Origin of the sequence: Streptomyces lincolnensis (assembly GCF_021173675.1) — a bacterium.
Taxonomy (GTDB): Bacteria; Actinomycetota; Actinomycetes; order Streptomycetales; family Streptomycetaceae; genus Streptomyces; species Streptomyces lincolnensis_B.
On record NZ_JAIHON010000012.1, the window covers coordinates 278,796 to 296,864 of the forward strand.

Annotated in this window: 10 protein-coding genes; 3 read left to right on the forward strand and 7 right to left on the reverse strand. The window is 69.0% G+C overall.

Annotated features, from left to right (window positions below; genetic code table 11):
• Window positions 1–145 precede the first annotated feature (145 nt).
• On the reverse strand, window positions 146–3,040 hold the full coding sequence (locus K4B79_RS33770) for a vitamin B12-dependent ribonucleotide reductase (protein ID WP_232031125.1): 2,895 nt from the start codon (window positions 3,038–3,040) through the stop codon (window positions 146–148).
• A 166-nt stretch (window positions 3,041–3,206) separates the two neighbouring features.
• Window positions 3,207–3,785, reverse strand: a complete 579-nt coding sequence (gene nrdR, locus K4B79_RS33775) for a transcriptional regulator NrdR (protein ID WP_232031126.1) — start codon at window positions 3,783–3,785, stop codon at window positions 3,207–3,209.
• A 562-nt stretch (window positions 3,786–4,347) separates the two neighbouring features.
• On the opposite strand from nrdR, the gene lexA reads away from it, so the two are divergent.
• Window positions 4,348–5,127 (forward strand): transcriptional repressor LexA, encoded by a 780-nt coding sequence (gene lexA, locus K4B79_RS33780; RefSeq protein WP_232031127.1) that lies wholly within the window; start codon window positions 4,348–4,350, stop codon window positions 5,125–5,127.
• Between the two features lie 167 nt (window positions 5,128–5,294).
• Here the strand turns inward: lexA and K4B79_RS33785 are convergent, their stop codons facing one another.
• From K4B79_RS33785 to K4B79_RS33800, 4 genes are all read right to left on the reverse strand, one after another.
• A complete protein-coding gene (locus tag K4B79_RS33785; RefSeq protein WP_232031128.1) occupies window positions 5,295–7,307 on the reverse strand; it encodes an ATP-dependent DNA helicase in 2,013 nt (670 codons plus the stop codon).
• 411 nt (window positions 7,308–7,718) lie between these two features.
• Window positions 7,719–8,549: a GNAT family N-acetyltransferase gene (locus K4B79_RS33790; protein ID WP_232031129.1), complete on the reverse strand. Its 831-nt coding sequence runs from the start codon at window positions 8,547–8,549 to the stop codon at window positions 7,719–7,721.
• Between the two features lie 154 nt (window positions 8,550–8,703).
• Entirely contained in the window at window positions 8,704–10,773 is a 2,070-nt protein-coding gene (locus K4B79_RS33795) for an IucA/IucC family protein (protein WP_374208537.1), read from the reverse strand.
• A 216-nt stretch (window positions 10,774–10,989) separates the two neighbouring features.
• Window positions 10,990–12,765 (reverse strand): aminotransferase class III-fold pyridoxal phosphate-dependent enzyme, encoded by a 1,776-nt coding sequence (locus K4B79_RS33800; RefSeq protein WP_232031130.1) that lies wholly within the window; start codon window positions 12,763–12,765, stop codon window positions 10,990–10,992.
• Window positions 12,766–13,702: 937 nt separating this feature from the next.
• Between K4B79_RS33800 and K4B79_RS33805 the strand changes: the two genes are divergently transcribed.
• Complete coding sequence (locus K4B79_RS33805) at window positions 13,703–14,926, forward strand: trypsin-like serine peptidase (RefSeq protein WP_232031131.1); 1,224 nt, start codon at window positions 13,703–13,705, stop codon at window positions 14,924–14,926.
• A gap of 225 nt (window positions 14,927–15,151) precedes the next feature.
• Window positions 15,152–16,357: a trypsin-like serine peptidase gene (locus K4B79_RS33810; RefSeq protein WP_232031132.1), complete on the forward strand. Its 1,206-nt coding sequence runs from the start codon at window positions 15,152–15,154 to the stop codon at window positions 16,355–16,357.
• A gap of 161 nt (window positions 16,358–16,518) precedes the next feature.
• On the opposite strand, the gene hflX is transcribed toward K4B79_RS33810, so the two are convergent.
• A complete protein-coding gene (gene hflX, locus K4B79_RS33815) occupies window positions 16,519–18,012 on the reverse strand; it encodes a GTPase HflX (protein WP_232031133.1) in 1,494 nt (497 codons plus the stop codon).
• Window positions 18,013–18,069: the final 57 nt, after the last annotated feature.

Genomic DNA, 18,069 nt, shown 5'->3' on the forward strand with positions numbered 1-18,069 from the left:
CAGGCTGCCGGCGACGGCTTGGAAACCCGCACCCCATCGCATACGGCAACATCACCCACCTCCACGAGGAAGAGGGACGCCGACACATGGTCGGCGCCCCTCTTCAGGCACTACCCGTCAGTCGGGGACAGGGCCCCGTCCTGTCTCAGCTGCAACCGCTGGTCGAGCCGCAGCCCTCGCAGATGTAGCAGGAACCGGCCCGCTGCATCTTCGTACCGCAGGAGAAGCACAGCGGGGCGTCGGCCTGGATGCCCAGCTGCATCTCCACCAGCTCGGCGCTGGTGTGAGCCTGCTGCGGGGCGGGCTTGGCCGCCTCGACCTCGGCCTTCGGCGTGGCGACGGCCTTCAGTTCCTGGGCACGCGGCGCCGACTGAGCCAGGCCCTCGACGTCGACCTCGTCCTCGGTCGGCTCGTAGGAGCCGGTCTCCAGATGACGCTGACGCTCCTCGGCGGAGTGGATGCCGAGCGCGGAACGCGTCTCGAAGGGCAGGAAGTCCAGCGCCAGGCGGCGGAAGATGTAGTCGACGATCGACTGGGCCATCCGCACGTCCGGGTCGTCCGTCATACCGGCCGGCTCGAAGCGCATGTTGGTGAACTTCGAGACGTACGTCTCCAGCGGGACGCCGTACTGGAGACCCACCGAGACGGCGATGGAGAAGGCGTCCATCATGCCCGCGAGGGTGGATCCCTGCTTGGACATCTTCAGGAAGACCTCGCCGAGACCGTCGTCCGGGTAGGAGTTGGCGGTCATGTAGCCCTCGGCGCCACCGACGGTGAAGGACGTGGTGATCCCGGGACGGCCCTTCGGGAGACGCTTGCGGACCGGGCGGTACTCGATGACCTTCTCGACCGTCTCGCGGATGGTCGCCTCGGCCTTCTCCGTGACCTCGGCCTTCTCCTTCTCCTTGGTCTTGGCGGAGAGAGGCTGGCCGACCTTGCAGTTGTCGCGGTAGATGGCGAGCGCCTTGACGCCCATCTTCCAGGCCTCGAAGTAGACCTCTTCGACGTCCTCCACGGTCGCCGACTCCGGCAGGTTGACCGTCTTGGAGAGCGCGCCGGAGATCCACGGCTGGATCGCGGCCATCATGCGGACGTGGCCCATGGCGGAGATCGAGCGCTCGCCCATGGCGCAGTCGAACACCTCGTAGTGCTCGTGCTTGAGGCCGGGGGCGTCGATCACATTGCCGTTCTCGGCGATGTGGGCGACGATCGCCTCGATCTGCTCCTCCTGGTAGCCCAGGCGGCGCAGGGCCTGCGGGACGGTGCCGTTGACGATCTGCATCGAACCGCCGCCGACCAGCTTCTTGAACTTGACCAGCGCGAGGTCGGGCTCAAGACCGGTGGTGTCGCAGGACATCGCCAGACCGATGGTGCCGGTCGGGGCGATGACGGACGCCTGGGAGTTACGGAAACCGTTCTTCTCACCGAGGCGCAGCACGTCCTGCCAGGCCTCCGTGGCGGCGGCCCAGACCGGCGTGTCCAGGTCGTCCACGCGGACAGCCACGCTGTTGGCGTCGGAGTGCTGCTTCATGACACGCAGGTGCGGCTGGGCGTTGCGAGCGTAGCCGTCGTACGCGCCGACGACCGCGGCGAGTTCGGCGGACCGCTTGTAGGACGTGCCGGTCATCAGGGAGGTGATGGCGCCGGCAAGGGCGCGGCCGCCGTCGGAGTCGTAGGCGTGACCGGTCGCCATCAGCAGGGCGCCGAGGTTGGCGTAGCCGATGCCGAGCTGGCGGAACGCGCGCGTGTTCTCGCCGATCTTCTGGGTCGGGAAGTCCGCGAAGCAGATGGAGATGTCCATCGCGGTGATGACGAGTTCGACGACCTTCGCGAAGCGCTCGACCTCGAAGGACTGGTTGCCCTTGCCGTCGTCCTTCAGGAACTTCATCAGGTTCAGCGAGGCGAGGTTGCAGGACGTGTTGTCCAGGTGCATGTACTCGCTGCAGGGGTTCGAGCCGTTGATACGGCCGGACTCCGGGCAGGTGTGCCAGTGGTTGATGGTGTCGTCGTACTGAATGCCCGGGTCGGCGCAGGCCCAGGCGGCCTCCGCCATCTTGCGGAACAGGGTCTTGGCGTCGACCTCTTCGATGACCTCACCGGTCATGCGGGACGTCAGGCCGAACTTGCCGCCGTTCTCGACGGCCTTCATGAACGTGTCGTTCACGCGGACCGAGTTGTTGGCGTTCTGGTACTGGACGGACGTGATGTCGTCGCCGCCCAGGTCCATGTCGAAGCCCGCGTCGCGCAGGGCGCGGATCTTCTCCTCTTCCTTCACCTTGGTCTCGATGAAGTCCTCGATGTCGGGGTGGTCGACGTCGAGGATGACCATCTTGGCGGCACGGCGGGTGGCGCCGCCCGACTTGATCGTTCCTGCCGAGGCGTCGGCACCGCGCATGAAGGAGACCGGACCGGAGGCGTTGCCGCCCGAGGACAGCAGTTCCTTGGAGGAGCGGATGCGGGAGAGGTTCAGGCCGGCTCCGGAGCCGCCCTTGAAGATCATGCCCTCTTCCTTGTACCAGTCGAGGATCGACTCCATGGAGTCGTCGACGGACAGGATGAAGCAGGCCGAGACCTGCTGCGGCTGGGGCGTGCCGACGTTGAACCACACAGGGCTGTTGAAGCTGAAGATCTGGTGCAGGAGGGCGTACGCCAGCTCGTGCTCGAAGATCTCGGCATCGGCGGGCGAGGCGAAGTACTTGTAGTCCTCGCCGGCCTTCCGATACGTCTTCACGATGCGGTCGATGAGCTGCTTGAGGCTCACCTCGCGCTGCGGGGTGCCGACGGCACCGCGGAAGTACTTGCTGGTGACGATGTTGACCGCGTTCACCGACCAGAAGTCGGGGAACTCGACGCCGCGCTGCTCGAAGTTGACCGAGCCGTCGCGCCAGTTGGTCATGACGACGTCACGGCGCTCCCAGGCCACCTCGTCGTACGGGTGCACTCCGGGGGTGGTGTGGATGCGCTCGATGCGCAGCCCCTTGGCCGTCTTGGTGCCCTTGGCGCGGGAACTCCGTGCCGGACCACTCGCCGTCTCTGTCATGCCGCCTCCCTGTACGGGCTAAAACGCCCTGAAGTGCCCCGATGTTCCCGTGGCACGGTGTTCTGTCTGGTGTTGCGGGCATCCCACGTGCTCCCGCCCGCAACAGGTCTTGGTTCGCCGCCGTCCGGCCGGGCCCGGGGCCTGAAACCCCGGTCCGGCGCGCCGGTCAGTCGGCGGCGCGCGCGGGCTCGGGGACCTGCGCGGTCCCTCCGGGCCCGCCGTCGTCTTCCTGGCTTCCCGCGACAGCGCCTTGGCCGTCGGCAGCGCCCTCGCGGACGTCGTCGTCCGCGTCGGGGGGTCCCGTCTCTTCCCTCAGTTCCGCGATCGCGGCCTCGAAGTCCTCGAGCGAATCGAACGCCCGATAGACGGAGGCGAATCGCAGATAGGCGACGAGATCGAGTTCCTGCAACGGGCCGAGTATGGCCAGCCCCACGTCGTGGGTGGTCAGCTCGGCACTCCCGGTGGCCCGCACCGCCTCCTCGACCCGTTGGCCGAGCTGGGCGAGCGCGTCCTCGGTGACAGGTCGTCCCTGGCATGCCTTGCGCACACCGTTGATGACCTTGGTACGGCTGAAAGGCTCGGTGACTCCGGACCGCTTCACCACCATCAGCGAGCACGTCTCCACGGTCGTGAAACGACGGGAGCAGTCCGGACACTGGCGGCGCCTGCGGATCGACGTGCCGTCATCGGTCGTACGACTGTCGACGACACGGCTGTCGGGGTGCCTGCAGAAGGGGCAGTGCATGATTTCCAACCCTCCTCACAGCAGACTCAATAGCCTCAGGAGGCCACTCGGGCCCCACGAAGCAGCCCCAAGCATAGGCGATCGCCGGGGGCCTGAAGACCCGGGGGACCACAACTTCTGGGCCACTACTGCAATCCAACCACTACATGTGGGGATTGGCTCATACATACACGCCGTACACGCGTGTCGCGCCGACATTGGCATGTGCCACCGCCCCGTACGCAGCAGCGACACACGGGGTGCGCACCCGTATCGCCTCGACACATGCGGAGATACCGTGGGCACCGCAGGGAGGCCGCGTGGCGTTCCCGCAGAGATGGGGACCGATCCCCGGTCGACGGGCAGGCGGATGGCAGACTGGGTCAGCGCCCGCGAGGTCGCCACCTCGGCGGTGAAGAGTACAGCAATGAGCCCTTTTGTCTGCCAGGCGCCGCGTTAGCCATACACCCGGACACATGATCAAGTCAGGCGATTCGCGTTTTTTCACTCGAACGTGTGTTTGGCGCAACCTTTCGAAAGCAACTACCGTTGTCCAGCAGGGAGACCATCGAGAGGGGCCGACGTGACCACCACCGCAGACAGTGCCACCATCACTGCCCAGGACCGCTCCCAGGGCCGACTTGAGCCGGTGCATGCGATGAACGAAGCCACGAATCCCGAGGGGCACAAGCGCTCCCTGCCTGGCCGACCTCCAGGCATCCGGGCCGACAGTTCCGGACTCACCGACCGGCAACGCCGAGTGATCGAGGTCATCAGGGACTCCGTGCAGCGGCGCGGCTACCCGCCGTCGATGCGGGAGATCGGCCAGGCCGTCGGCCTCTCCAGCACCTCGTCCGTGGCCCACCAGCTGATGGCACTGGAGCGCAAGGGCTTCCTGCGCCGTGATCCTCACCGCCCGCGCGCGTACGAAGTGCGCGGCTCCGACCAGGCATCGTCGGCCCAGCCCACGGACACCGCGGGCAAGCCCGCCGCGTCGTACGTCCCACTGGTCGGTCGTATCGCCGCCGGTGGTCCGATCCTCGCGGAGGAATCCGTCGAGGACGTCTTCCCCCTGCCCCGCCAGCTGGTCGGCGACGGCGAACTGTTCGTCCTCAAGGTCGTCGGCGACTCCATGATCGAGGCCGCCATCTGTGACGGCGACTGGGTCACCGTCCGCCGCCAGCCGGTCGCCGAGAACGGCGACATCGTGGCCGCGATGCTGGACGGCGAAGCCACCGTCAAGCGCTTCAAGCGCGAGGACGGCCACGTCTGGCTCCTCCCGCACAACTCGGCCTACGAGCCGATTCCCGGCGACGACGCGACCATCCTCGGCAAGGTGGTGGCGGTGCTGCGCCGCGTCTGACGGCTGCGGCGGGCAGACTCCCGAACACCCTGGGAGGCTCGCCCCCTGACCGGGCCCCGGAACCCCTGCGCCGGTTCCGGGGCCCTGTGATGTCCGGGGAAGGTCCGGCATCTTGCGCAGCAACGTGGGTTGGTCCGACCGCTGCCGGTCGGACCAACCCATGCGTCTCACACCTCGGGCTGCTCCGCCTCTGCCCCCTCGGCCCCCGCCGCTTCAGCCTGCTGGGCCATCGCGTCGATCGCAGCCAGCGACTTGCGGACCTGATTACGGTCCGTGGTGTACCAGAAGTCGGGCAGTGACGCCTTCAGATAGCTCCCGTAGCGTGCCGTGGCCAGCCGCTGGTCCAGTACGGCGACCACCCCACGGTCCCCCGAAGCCCTGACGAGGCGCCCGGCGCCCTGGGCCATGAGCAGTGCCGCATGCGTGGCGGCGACCGCCATGAAGCCGTTGCCGCCGGCGTCCTCGACCGCCTTCTGGCGGGCGCTCATCAGCGGGTCGTCCGGCCTCGGGAACGGGATCTTGTCCATGACGACCAGCTGGCAGCTGGGACCGGGCACGTCTACGCCCTGCCAGAGTGACAGCGTGCCGAAGAGGCAGGTCTTCGGATCGGCCGCGAAGTTCTTGATCAACTCGCCGAGCGTCTCCTCACCCTGGAGCAGGATCGGGAACTCGGGGATGCGGGAGCGCAGTTCCTCGGCTGCCAGCTGGGCTGCGCGCATCGAGGAGAACAGGCCGAGCGTCCGCCCGCCTGCCGCCTGGATCAGCTCGGTGAGTTCGTCGAGCATGTCCGCGCGGTCGCCGTCCCGCGCGGGGCGCGACAGGTGCTTCGCGACGTACAGAATGCCCTGCTTCGGATAGTCGAAGGGCGAGCCGACGTCGACGCCCTTCCACTGGGGGATGTCCTCGCCCTCCGTGCCCTGGGGCGCGAGGCCCAGCGAGGCGCCGACTCCGTTGAAGTCGCCGCCCAGTTTCAGGGTCGCGGACGTGAGGACCACCGACCGGTCCGTGAAGAGCTTCTCCCTGAGCAGGCCGGAGACGGACATGGGAGCGACGCGCAGTGAGGCACCGAAGCGGTCGTGACGCTCGTACCAGACGACGTCCCACTCGGAGCCGTTCGTGATCCGCTCCGCCACGTCGTGCACGGTCTCCACGGATGCCAGCGCCTGTTTACGGACCGCGTCCTCGTCCTGGACGGACTTGTCGCGGGTCGCGCCGATCCCGGAGATCACGGTGCGACAGGCGTCGCGCAGAGCCATCAGGGCATAGCCGAGGTCCTCGGGGATCTCCTCCAGGCGGCCCGGCAGGGCCAGCTCCATCAGCCGCTCGAAGCCCTCGGCGGCAGTCTGGAGCTGGTCGGCCGCCTTCTCGTTGACCAGCTTCGCGGCGCGGCGCACCGCTCGGTTCACCTGGCCAGGGGTCAGCTCGCCGGTGGCCACCCCCGTGACCCGGGAAACCAACTCGTGCGCCTCGTCGACGATCAGCACCTCGTGCTGCGGGAGGACGGGAGCACCCTCGATGGCGTCGATCGCCAGCAGGGCGTGATTGGTGACGACGACCTCGGACAGCTTGGCGCGCTCACGCGCCATCTCGGCGAAGCACTCGGCGCCGTACGCGCATTTCGAGGCGCCCAGACACTCCCGCGACGAGACCGACACCTGGGCCCAGGCGCGGTCGGAGACACCGGGCGTGAGGTTGTCACGATCACCCGTCTCGGTCTCGTCCGACCACTCGCGCAACCGCAGCAGGTCCTGACCCAGCTTGCTGGTGGGTGCCGCCGCCTCGAACTGGTCGAAGAGCCCCTCCTCCTCGTCCTGCGGGACTCCTTCGTGGAGGCGGTGCAGACACAGGTAGTTCGACCGGCCCTTGAGCATCGCGAACTCCGGGCGGCGGCGCAGCAGCGGGTGCAGCGCGTCGACCGTGCGCGGAAGGTCCCGTTCCACCAGCTGGCGCTGAAGGGCGAGCGTCGCGGTCGCCACGACCACGCGCTCCCCGTGCGCCAGCGCGGGCACCAGATAGCCCAGCGACTTTCCGGTGCCGGTGCCGGCCTGCACCAGCAGATGGGAACCGTCGTCGATCGCGTCTGCGACGGCTTCGGCCATGGTCACCTGGCCTGGACGCTCCGTACCGCCGACGGCAGTGACGGCAGCATGCAGGAGTTCGGGGAGTGAGGGCTTCGTCATAGCGCGACCACCCTACGGCTCGGCACTGACAAACGGGTGATCAAGGCGAGGGCGAAGGCTTGGAACAAGACTGATGATTCCTCGGTCGAGATCGGGTTGGTTCGGGCAGATCCGGATTCCGCCCGTTGGGTCGTGGCGTGAGTCGTTTGCGGGGTCGAGATTGCTCGGGATTGCACCGGGTGGGATCGCTTCGGTCTGGCTCGGGTGAAGTTCGGTCTGACGTGGCTGTGGTTCGGGCGGCGTGCGGATCGGTGCGGAAGGTCGGGTGATTCGGCTCGCCCGCCGGTTTCGGCGAGGCCTCGGTCGAACCGATCTCGGCAGGAGTCGGGGCGGCTGGAAATTTCTTCGGAGGGAGTGGGAACCGGACCGCCGCGAGCGGTGTACCAAAAGTGATGACGTCGCGACGTGGCGTTACAGCAGATGACTCAGGCACCGGTCTCGGACCATGAGAGCGGCTCGCTTGGCAGGCAAGTGGGCCTCCGCGGAGAAGCGGAAGCCTGCGCTGAGGAAGGCGGCGATGGAGGGGATGTTGCGCAGGTCGGGTTCCGCGACGACACGGGCGCAGGAGGAGCGCTTGACGAGTACGAGATCGGCTACGGCTCTCAGCAGAGCGCTGCCAAGCCCTCGCCCACGGTCGGCGGCACCGCCGATGAGGATATGGATACCGATGTCGTCCGGCCGAGCGGCATAGTCGCGGGCCAGCGGATCGAGGTCGGCGCGGTAGATCTCCCAATAGCTCATGGGGGTGCCGTCGAGCACGCCGAGGCACGGCACGCTGCTGCCGTCGCCGGCGAGTTGGGCCCGCAGGTGTTCCTCGGTGATGTTCTGGGGACCGGCCAGTTCCCAGAACTCCGCGACGGCGGGGTCGTTCATCCAACGGTTGACGAGCCGTAGGTCCCGTTCAATTCCGACAGGGACCAGGCGGAACATGCCCACGGGGGTGGCGATCGGCCCCCACGCGGCGACTCCACCGATCATGTCGTCAGCCGGCGGCTTGAGGGGAGTCGGGGGTGTGGTGCCTTCCGGTCGAGACCGTGCCCCCGCTGTGCTGCTCCCCTCCTTCTGGAAGAGCGCTCGGCGTTGGTCCGGGACGCGGACTCCGAGCCCGTCGTCGGCCAGACGGCCCGTCCGCGGACCCGTGTCGGTGCTGTCGGTGCCGCACCCAGGCGTGCCGGCAGTGTCGGGACCGATGCCGGTGATGGAGGCGGTACCGGCGTCGGCACTCGGCTCGGGGGCGGACACGAAGGGGCTCCTCTCAGGAGACAGGGTGGGTCATGTTCCTCGGAAGTGAAGGGGGTTGCGGTCTGTCGGTGGTCCGGAGCAGGCGTGACGGCGAGTGCCGGTCACCGAAGGCTCGGTGCGGTACGAGGAGGTTGGCGATGGGCCGGGATGTCGGTCAGGTGCGCAGGGGGTTGGCGATGGTGACGTAGACGGACTGGGTGTCCACCGGACCGACCAACTCGTCGAGACCATGCAGGCGGGTCAGCAGATTGGCCTTGCAGCGCAGGACGGGTGCGTCGAGCAGGCGGGTGGGCAGGGTGCTGCGCAGTCGGTCGGGGCCGGTCGCCACGTCGTCGAGGAAGCGGCGGAAGGCGGCCAGGAGCAGCCGCTCGTCGGCCAGGCGCTGGGAACCGAACGCTCCGATGAGTCCCAGGACATTGTTGATGGCGAGGTAGTACGTGAAGCGTTCGTCGGTGACTTCGTCGGAGACGAAGGTGTCACTGCGGTGGCCGATACCGGGCAGCCGGGCGTCGAGCTCCTCGCGGCGGGACTCGCGGAAGTAGTAGCCCTGGTTGTCGCGGTAGCGGCCGCCGGACGGCCAGCCCTGGTCGTCCAGGAGGAGCAGCGTGTTCTGCTGATGCGCCTCCAGAGCGATCCCCGCCTCCGCGTCCAGCCACAACAGCGGCCGGACGACCTGTTCGAGGTAGCGGAGGAACCACTCGGCGGCAACGGCTTCTCGGGGACGGCCTGTCCGAGCGGCGAGGCGCCCGACGATTACGGCCAACCGGGAGCGCATGACGGGCCGATCAGCGTCCCGACTGCCGACCGCGGAGCCCAGGGGCACGCGAGGTCGGGGCGAGACGAGGCCGGCGACACAGGTGACGTCGTCCGCAGGGCGGAAGGGGTTGTGCCGAATCATCACGTCCAGCCCGGACACAGGTTCGCCGCCGGGCCCGTCGACGGCGAGCCAGGCAGGGTCGCGGACGATGTCGAATCCGGGATGGGTCGCCTGCCACTGGTTGAACAGGCCGCTACGCAGGAGGCGGTGGGCCTCGACGCCACGGTGGAGTTCTTTGCGGAGGTTCTCACGACGGGAGTTGGTGACGCGTACGCCCAGAGACAACTTGAGCATGGCTGGGGCGCCGGAAGCATGGACAGTGCGTACGGAGGAGGTGGGGTGCCACGGGGAGCCATGGGCGCCGAGGTCTCGGAGCAGTCCTGCCTCGAAGAGCGCCGCTGTCTCGGGGCGGTGTCGGACCTCGCGGAGCTGCCATGGGTGCAGAGGCAGGGCCGCGTGGCCGTCGGGCAACGGCAGTCCGGCACCGGCGAGCCGAGCGGTGAGCTGGGCCGCGCCGACGGGACGACCGCGTTCGGTCCAGGCCGAGTCGGTGGCGAGGACGGAGGGCGCGACCGCCAACCAATGCAAGCGGAAGGAGCCGCGCAACTCGGGTGAGTATAGGGGAGCTTCAGCCTCGGAGAGGCCCTCGCGACTCTTCGGGGTCGGGTGCAGCGGGTGCCCGAGCACCAGTGCCTGTTCGGCGGCGAGGAAGAGGTCGGGCACGTCGGCGGGGTGCTTCCGGCGGTCGCTGATGAAGGTCGCGGTTCGGCGGACGGAGTCTGCCACGCGTGCAACGAGGTCGGCGGCACCGTAAGCGGCGGAGGTGGGAGGCGGCGACAGGGCAGAGGCCGGGTCCTGCTCGCGGGCGGCTGGTCCTTGCCCCTGAGAGACCTGCACTTGCCCGTGGACGGTCTCGGTTTCGCCGAGCTTCTCCCTGCTCAGCAGAGCGGCAACCGTGACGGCGTCGGCAGGCGGGGTCTGCTGCGGAGCATCGGCGAGGTGCGGGAGGCCGAAGCGGTGCCACCCGGTCGGGGACCAGTAGAGAACGGGGGCGAGCAGGGCGGTGCCGCTCGACGGGAGGGGGATACGGAGGACGCCATCGTCGGGGGCGGGGAGATCGGTTTCGCGTACCCAGCAGCGCAGCAGGTTCTCCACGGCCGAGGCCTCGGCTGCGATGTGCGGGTCGGGGTGGTCCAGGAGGTCACCGGAAGCGCCGGGCAGCGACTTGGACTGCGGGACGGCCAGGGCGGCGGATACGGCTGGTGCACGACGTGCATTCGGCACGGCAGGCTCAGGCGGAGTCTGTCGGGAGATCGATCTGGCGACAGAGGTCGGTGAGGCCGTGCCTGACGGCGGAACCTCCCCAGGGGTGGAGATGCGACCGTCTGGTGTGGGGGTGCTGTTCAAGACGTGTTCCTCGGACCGGGCTTGAGTGATGTTGGAGTCGATGAATTCCGTTGGAGGTGACCGGTGTTCGGGAGTGTCAGTCGCGGAAGTCCGAAGTGGTCGCGTGCGTACGGCCCTTCGCGTTGGCGGGAGCGAGGACGAGTGGGGGATGGCGACGCCCCGAGGACGTGCCAAGCCTCGCGGACGTGCGGGGGCGCGGCCGTCGCACTAGCCCGCCTAGCCCGCCTGCCGATGACGCTGCTGGTCGCCGTAGGTGCGGTTGCGGGCCACCGCCTCCATCGCGTCGGCCAGTCGGTCCAGCACCGCCGCCGCCTGGTCGTCGCTGATCGTCAGCGGCGGGAGCAGCCGTACGACGTTCCCGTGGCGGCCGCCCAGTTCGACGATCAGGCCGCGGCGCAGACATTCCCGCTGGACGGCGGCCGCGAGGGCGGGCGCGGCGGGGCGTGGTTGATGGGTGGGCTCGCGTTCCACGATCAGCTCCACACCTCCGCCGGAACGGACGTTGCCGTCCGCGAGCCGGATATCGGCTCCGGAGACCACACCACGCGCCCCACCGGCACCCGCACCCGCACCCGCACCCGCACCCGCACCCAACGCTCCCCCGCCGGTCTCCCCGTCTTCCTCACCCTCCACCGGTTCCACCATCTCGATGCCGATCATCAGCCCCCGCCCTCGCACCTCACCGACGATCGCGAACTGCTGGGCCAGACGCTGGAGTTGGGTGAGCATGCGGGAGCCGAGTGCGGCCGCGCGTTCCGTGAGGTGGTTTTCGCGGACGTAGGCCATGGTCGCCGTTCCCGCGGCCATGGCGAGTTGGTTGCCGCGGTAGGGGCTCGGGTGGAGGTCGGGCTGGCCGACGTCGAGGGTGTCGCTGTAGACGACCACGGACAGGGGCAGGCTGCCGCCGATGGCCTTGGAGAGGATCATCACGTCGGGAGCGATGCCGCTGTGGTCCACGGCCCAGAAGGCGCCTGTACGGCCGACCCCGGTCTGGATCTCGTCGACGATCAGCGGGACGGACCGGGCGGTCGTGATCTCGCGCATGCGCCGCATCCAGTCGTCGGGGGCGGGAAGCACCCCACCCTCGTCCTGTACCGCTTCGAAGATCATCCCAGCAGGCGGCGGGGTCCCCGTCCTGGGGTCGTCGAGAACGGACTCGGTCCAGCGGGCCGCGAGGTCGGCGCCCCGCGCACCGCCGACGCCGAACGGGCAGCGGTAGTCCTGGGGGTAGGGCAGGTGTGCGAGCCGTGCGTCCAAGGCTCGCCCAGCCCCCGGAAACTCACCGGCGCGGGCGGGCACCTGAATCCCGGCAGCTTGGTCGGGCCCCTGCAACTCGCGCGTGTTCTCGACTCCCTTGCCTGCGTCCCGAGTTCCTTGCAGTACCCCGGCCTTCCCGGACATCTCCACCATCCGAGCCGCCCCGCAGGCATCGAATCCCCCGGCTCCCCCAGGCACCGCCGGCACCCCAGCTCGCCCAGGCGGCTGAAGCACCCCCGTCTGATCGAGCGCCCCCACCCGCAGGCCGTGGCGGGCACCCGAGAATGCGAGCAGTCCCCTGCGCCCGGTCGCGGCCTGGACCAGACCGAAGGCGGCTTCCATCGCATCCGTGACGCCCGGTCCGCAGAACTGCGCCCGTGCCCGGCCGGCGAGGCCGGGCGGCAGGGTGGGCAACAGCTCGGCGAGGAAGGCGTCCTGGACGGGGGTCGGGAGGTCGATGGCGTGCAGCGGGGCACCCGAATCGAGGACTGTGCGGATCGCCTCCAGGACCACGGGATGGTTGTGGCCGAGGGCCAGGGTCCCGGCGCCCGAGGCGCAGTCCAGGTAGCGACGGCCGTCCGCACCCTCGATGGTCAGCCCGCGGGCCCGTACCGGGACGATGGGCAGGGCGCGCGCATAGGTACGTGCCGCCGACTCGCGCGCCGCCTGGCGCCGCAGGGTCGCATCGTGGGACGAGCGCGTTCCTGCCGACCCCTCGGCAACAGCGCGCCCCACAACCGCACCGTCGGATCCAGTCGAGACGAGCCCATCACGGGGCCCATCACTCGGCTCAGCGTTGGATCTGGCAATGGATCGAGCAGTAGGCCCAGCAACGGCACGGGCGACTGCACCCCCCGAAGAATCATCACTCGCCGAAGCCGCCCCCCGAAGCGAAGCAGGACCACTCACCGACGCTGGACCGCTCACCGACGCGGCCTCCTCGACCCAAGCGTCCCCACCCACCACAGCAGACCCCCCTGACAACGCGTCCTCACCGGACAAAGTCGCGGTGTTCTCCCCGGTCCCGCTCCCGGTCATGGCCACGGTGCTCCCCGTCCTCCCGCTGTCCAGGGCGAGCAGTGCCTCGTTTCCTCGCCCGACTCGACATACGAAACCCCGCGAGTCTTCACTCGAATGCGCCGGGGATTCGGGCTCGGGCCGGCCGACGACCCGCATCACGCCCCCACTGCTACCAACCCCGGGCCTCTCACCGGGTTACGGGTCGCTTCAAGATCCTTGGAGTGGAGAACCGCAGGTGGAGGTCCGGCCGGGGCGCCCGCAGGCGGCGCATCACCGCGGGAGACGCCACGGCGACGGTGCGCTCCCGGCCGCTCTCCGTCCCAGCCGCTCGGAGAGAGCTGTCAACGCACGTGACTGACGTCACTTGTTGATGCCAGACGCATCGCGGAAGGAGGCCAACTGCCCAGCGGGGACGGACGCGAGAGGCCGCTGAGTCATTGGAGAGGAAGAGGGTTGCCAGGTCAGACAGCTCGTAGCGAAACCGTTGCGGTTCCGCGGGAAGTCCCCCACGGGGAGCGCATATCGTGTGATGCCGTTCCCGAAGTCCGTGAGACCGGTATGAACTCGGCGTGAGATCGACGTGAGATCCGCGGAGTCCAGCCCGCGGTTCACGGCCGGAGCACCACGTTCATCCACTCTGGGGGAGTCAGACATGCGATCCATCCGGCCGTCGTTCACCGCTCGTCGAGGGGGGAACGCGCGTCGCCGAACCTCCCCCGTCCTGGCCGCCGTCGCGCTCGCCTCGGCGCTCGCGCTCACCGCCACCGCCTGCGACTCGGGGAACGCCGAGGCAGGTGGCGAGGCCAGTTCCTCCGCCCCGTCCGAGGGCGACGGCAAGATCACGATCCCCGACAACCTGAGGGACAGGCTCAAAGAGCACGGGATCGACATCGACAAGTGGAAGAACGGTGAGTGGAAGAACTGGGACAAGGACGACTGGCTGCGTGAGGCCGACGAGTACATCAACCCGATCATCGAGGGGCTGTGGAACCCGGACCGGATGCGGAAGGCCGAGGACCCGGACAACGCCGTCGACGACAGCGACCTCTCCGGTGACCAGGGGGTGACCGACCCGACGCCCGAGCCCGTGGACGCCAAGGCCGTGTCGCCTACGTATCACGACAGCGTTCCCGAGGCGGGGAAGGTGTTCTTCGACTCCCCCGAGGGCTCGATGGTCTGCTCGGCGACGGTCGTGCAGGACCCGGCCAACCCGGGCAAGTCCAACCTGGTGTGGACGGCGGGGCATTGCGTGCACGCGGGCAAGAACGGCGGCTGGTACCGCAACATCGCGTTCGTGCCGTCGTACAACAACGAGGGGCGGACGGCCGCGGAGTTGCAGAACGCCACGCGGGAGGAGGCCGCTCCGTACGGTGTCTGGTGGGGTGACTGGGCGCAGACCTCGGACCAGTGGATCGAACAGGGCGGTGCGACGGGCGGTGACGGCGCCTCCTACGACTTCGCGGTCATCCATGTGACCCCGGAGGAGGGCGGCGACGGCAAGTCCCTGGAGGAGACGGTCGGTTCGGCGTTGCCGGTGGACTTCAAGGCTCCGGCCGTACCGCAGGTGCAGAGCATCACGGCGACCGGTTATCCGGCGGCGGCGCCGTTCGACGGGCAGTTGATGTACCAGTGCCAGGACAAGCCGGGTCGGCTGTCGATCAGTGCGCCGGACCCAACCATGTACCGCATCGGCTGCACGATGACGGCCGGTTCGTCCGGGGGCGGCTGGGTCGCGACGGGTTCGGACGGTCAGCCGGCGCTGGTCTCCAACACCTCGATCGGCCCGGCGACCGCGGGCTGGCTGGCCGGTCCGCGGCTGGGGGATGCGGCCAAGGGTGTGTACGACTCGGTCAGCCAGAAGTTCGCAGGCCAGTGACCGTTCAGTGATCTCCCGGCACGGCGGTGAGGTGTCTCGAAGAAACCTTCACCACCTCGCCGCCGTTCGCCCTCAACCGCCCGGGCATAGTGGGGTGTCGTCCTCAGGGGAGATCCACAGACCCGCAGACCTACAGGCTCGCAGACCCACAGGCCCGCAGTCCTGTGGATCCCCACATGTGACACGCACACGACATTCGCACGTTCCCACGGGGGTTACCGCACCATGCGTTCCACACGTACGCCCGCAGCGCCACGGCGCGGGCGGCGCAACCGCACGCTCCTCGCCGCCACCGGGCTCGTCGCCGCCCTGGCACTGACCGCGACCGCCTGCAACGGCTCGGACGAGGGCACCGCCGACAAGGCCGGCGCCGACTCCAGCGCCTCCCCTGCGGCCGAGGGCAAGGTCAAGATTCCGGCCGCCCTCGCCGACAAGCTCAAGGAGCGCGGCGTCGATGTCGACAAGTGGGCGGCCGGCGGCTGGCAGAACTGGGACAAGGACAAGTGGCTCAGTGAGGCCAAGGACTTCGTCAACCCGGTGATCGAGGGGTTGTGGAAGCCCGAGCGGATGCAGTCCGCGACGGAGGCCAACAAGACCTACTCGACCAAGGACGCGGCCGCCGACCAGGGTGTCAGCGACCCGGATCCGGCGCCCGTCGAGGCGACCGCCGAGAAGACGCCGTACCACGTGAACGCGGCTCCGGTCGGAAAGATCTTCTTCGACTCCCCCGACGGCCCGAAGGTGTGCTCCGGCACGGTCGTCAAGGACGTGAACCACCCTGGCAAGTCCAACCTGGTGTGGACCGCGGGGCACTGTGTGCACGCGGGTGGCAGCGGCGGCTGGTACCGCAACATCGTCTTCGTCCCGGCCTACAACGACCTGGGCAAGTCCGAGGCCCAGCTGGCCAACGCCACCGCCTCCGAGGTCACGCCCTACGGCAACTGGTGGGCCGACTGGGCCTCGACCTCGAACGAGTGGATCCAGGGCGGCTCGGACACGGGCGGCGCGGGGGCGACGTACGACTACGCCGTACTGCATGTGAAGCCGGAGTCCGGTTCCAGGTCGCTGGAGGAGACGACGGGCGCCCTGGACGTCGACTTCTCCGCCCCGTCCGCGACCGACGTTTCCACGATGGGCGCCTGGGGCTACCCGGCGGCGGAGCCCTACAACGGCCTGAAGATGTTCAAGTGCCTCGACCGGCCGGGCCGCCTCTCGCTCGGCACGACCCTGCCGACGATGTACCGCATCGGCTGCACCATGACCGGCGGTTCGTCCGGTGGTGGCTGGTTCCGGGTGGTGGGCGGCACGACCAAGCTGGTCTCGAACACGTCGATCGGCCCCCTCGACAACACCTGGCTGGCGGGCCCGCAGCTCGGCCAGGAGGCCGAGGCGCTCTACGAGAACATGAGCACGACATACGGCGGTCGGTGACCGCACACACGCCGAAGGCCCGCCCCCGCGACAGACAGGGGCGGGCCTTCATGGCCTTCGGCACGCTTTCCGGAGCGCTGTGCCGGTCCCGGGCCCGCCCCGGTCCAGCGACCGAGACGGGGCACCACCTCGGCCGGCCGACCGCCGCGGTACCCCGTAGGTCAGGCGACCGGCACCGGCACGTACGGCGTGAGATCCGCCGCCAGTTCCTCGTGCACCCGGGCCTTGAGCAGGGTGCCCTCCGGGGTGTGCTCCGCGGAGATCACCTCGCCCTCGTCGTGCGCACGGGCGACCAGCTTGCCGTGGGTGTACGGCACGAGCGCCTCGATCTCGACCGAGGGGCGCGGCAGCTCGTTGTCGATCAGAGCGAGCAGTTCCTCGATGCCCTGGCCGGTGCGGGCCGAGACGGCGATGGAGCGCTTCTCGATCCGCATCAGCCGCTGGAGCGTCAGCGGGTCGGCCGCGTCGGCCTTGTTGATCACGACGATCTCGGGCACGCCGGTGGCGCCGACGTCCCTGATCACCTCGCGCACGGCGGCCAGCTGCTCCTCCGGGTTCGGATGCGAGCCGTCCACCACGTGCAGGATCAGGTCGGACTCGCCGACCTCCTCCATGGTGGAGCGGAACGCCTCGACCAGGTGGTGCGGCAGGTGCCGGACGAAACCGACCGTGTCGGCCAGCGTGTACAGGCGGCCGCTCGGGGTCTCGGCCCGGCGCACGGTCGGGTCGAGGGTCGCGAACAGGGCGTTCTCGACGAGCACGCCCGCGCCCGTGAGGCGGTTGAGCAGCGAGGACTTGCCGGCGTTGGTGTAGCCCGCGATGGCCACGGACGGCACCTTGTGGCGCTTGCGCTCCTGCCGCTTGATCTCGCGGCCGGTCTTCATGTCCGCGATCTCCCGGCGCATCTTCGCCATCTTCTCGCGGATCCGACGCCGGTCCGTCTCGATCTTGGTCTCACCGGGACCACGGGTGGCGAGGCCGCCGCCCTTGCCACCGCCCATCTGACGGGACAGCGACTGACCCCAGCCTCGCAGCCTCGGCAGCATGTACTGCATCTGCGCGAGCGCGACCTGCGCCTTGCCCTCTCGGGACTTGGCGTGCTGGGCGAAGATGTCGAGGATCAGGGCCGTACGGTCGATGACCTTGACCTTGACGACGTCTTCGAGGTGGATGAGCTGGCCCGGGCTGAGTTCACCGTCGCAGATGACGGTGTCCGCGCCGGTTTCCAGCACGATGTCGCGCAGCTCGTCGGCCTTGCCGGAACCGATGTAGGTGGCCGCGTCGGGCTTGTCGCGGCGCTGGATCACACCGTCGAGCACGAGTGCGCCCGCGGTCTCCGCGAGGGCGGCGAGCTCGGCGAGGGAGTTGTCCGCGTCCTGCGCGGTCCCCGAGGTCCAGACGCCGACGAGCACGACCCGCTCCAGACGGAGCTGGCGGTACTCGACCTCGGTGACGTCCTCGAGTTCGGTGGAGAGGCCCGCCACGCGGCGCAGGGCCGCGCGCTCGGAGCGGTCGAACTGGTCGCCGTCCCGCTCTCCGTCGATCTCGTGGCTCCAGGCGACGTCCTCTTCCATCAGGGCATCGGCCCGAAGACCTTCGGGGTAGGCATGCGCGACGCGCTCAGTGTCCTGGGAAGGGGATGAAGAGGAGGTCATTGGGTCCTTACGTCGTTGGGGATTCCGATGCGGCGGTCGCACTGCGATCACGATCGC

What these genes read in the sequence shown, in the direction of transcription:
- K4B79_RS33785 (WP_232031128.1), bottom strand. Translation starts at nt 7,307, where the DNA reads ATGACGAAGCCCTCACTCCCCGAACTCCTGCATGCTGCCGTCACTGCC.
- hflX (WP_232031133.1), bottom strand. Translation starts at nt 18,012, where the DNA reads ATGACCTCCTCTTCATCCCCTTCCCAGGACACTGAGCGCGTCGCGCAT.
- nrdR (WP_232031126.1), bottom strand. Translation starts at nt 3,785, where the DNA reads ATGCACTGCCCCTTCTGCAGGCACCCCGACAGCCGTGTCGTCGACAGT.
- K4B79_RS33805 (WP_232031131.1), top strand. Translation starts at nt 13,703, where the DNA reads ATGCGATCCATCCGGCCGTCGTTCACCGCTCGTCGAGGGGGGAACGCG.
- K4B79_RS33770 (WP_232031125.1), bottom strand. Translation starts at nt 3,040, where the DNA reads ATGACAGAGACGGCGAGTGGTCCGGCACGGAGTTCCCGCGCCAAGGGC.
- K4B79_RS33810 (WP_232031132.1), top strand. Translation starts at nt 15,152, where the DNA reads ATGCGTTCCACACGTACGCCCGCAGCGCCACGGCGCGGGCGGCGCAAC.